The organism is Bradyrhizobium sp. 153 (assembly GCF_023073835.1).
GTDB lineage: Bacteria > Pseudomonadota > Alphaproteobacteria > Rhizobiales > Xanthobacteraceae > Bradyrhizobium.
In genome coordinates, this window is sequence record NZ_JADPKH010000148.1 from 1 (window position 1) to 1,197 (window position 1,197).

General features: G+C 61.4%; 1 pseudogene. It reads right to left on the bottom strand.

Going from position 1 to position 1,197, the window contains the following annotated elements:
• Positions 1 to 5 precede the first annotated feature (5 nt).
• Positions 6 to 1,101 (bottom strand): annotated as a pseudogene (locus IVA91_RS33680) (ISAs1 family transposase).
• Positions 1,102 to 1,197: the final 96 nt, after the last annotated feature.

Sequence of the window (1,197 nt, forward strand, 5' to 3'; positions counted from 1 at the left end):
CAGGGCTATCGCATGTGGCCGAGGAGCTCAAAAAGAAAGGCATCGTTCCACCCGGCGCGCTTGAGCTTGAGGCGCAAGGAGATGGTGGTGTCAGGGTGAGCCCTGGCCACGTTGAGGGCAAGTCTTCTGAGTACGGCAAGGTTGGCCGGGCCGTTGTCTTTGCGGTTGCGGGCCAGATCCTCGTCGAGGATGACGTCGAGCGGCCAGTGCAGGCCATTTTCGATGGTCCAATGGGTGCGAACGATGCGCAGAACCTCCGTGCGGCTGTAATTTTGGCTCATCAGGAAGTAGCGCTCGACGGTTTTATCCTTGCCGCGCTTGCTGCGGATCCGCGCGACGGCTGTGAGGCCAGGGAAGTTGTGCGTCTTCTCCATGTCCTTGACCGGCACGACAAGCGCACTGCGCTTTTCCTTGCGCCCATGGTCTGCATCGGTGGTCGTAACCGGCTTCTTGCCCTTGCGCGCCGCTGCAGCAATCGCCGCCTTGGCGTCGGCCAGCAGAGCGGGTTGGTTGTCCTTGACCGCCAGCACGTAATCGCCGCCCCGCGCCACGATCTGCTTGGCCATTTCGCGATGACAGTGCAGCGCATCGGCCGTCACGATGCACCCCTTGAGTTGCAGAAGTTCGAGCAATTGCAAGGCACCGGCGGCTTCGTTGTTGTTCGGCGCCAGAACATTGGCCTGCCATGCGTGTCTGAGCCGCCCACGCCGTCACCATGACCGGCGGCATGTGGCTTTTGCCGCGCTCGTAGCCACGCCGCAGCGCCTTGCCATCCAGGGCGATCACGCCTTGCGGCCGTGCGATCTTCGCGCCTTCGGCGAAGGCTTCCATAAAGCGCCGGAACGCCGTCTCGAACGCCTTTGGATCGAGCATGCGGAACACACGACTGAACGTGTCGTGGCTCGGCAGCCCATGCTTGAGCACCAGCACGTCCTGCCAAAGATAGGCCTTCAGCCGTGCAAACAGCGCCATGTCTGTGCAACTCGTCGCTCCGCACAACGTCGCCATCAGCGCAATGAACAAAAGCTCTGTCAGATCATGCAGCGCATTGTCCGCCCGCGGGTCGGGCAGATCTTCGAAGCACTCCGAGAATCGATCCATCGGCCGCTCCTTCCAACTCAGGAGCCACCTTCAGAATCGATTTCTGCCCAATTCGCAATGCCTTACAGAGAACGCTCACATGCGATTCCCCTGCCC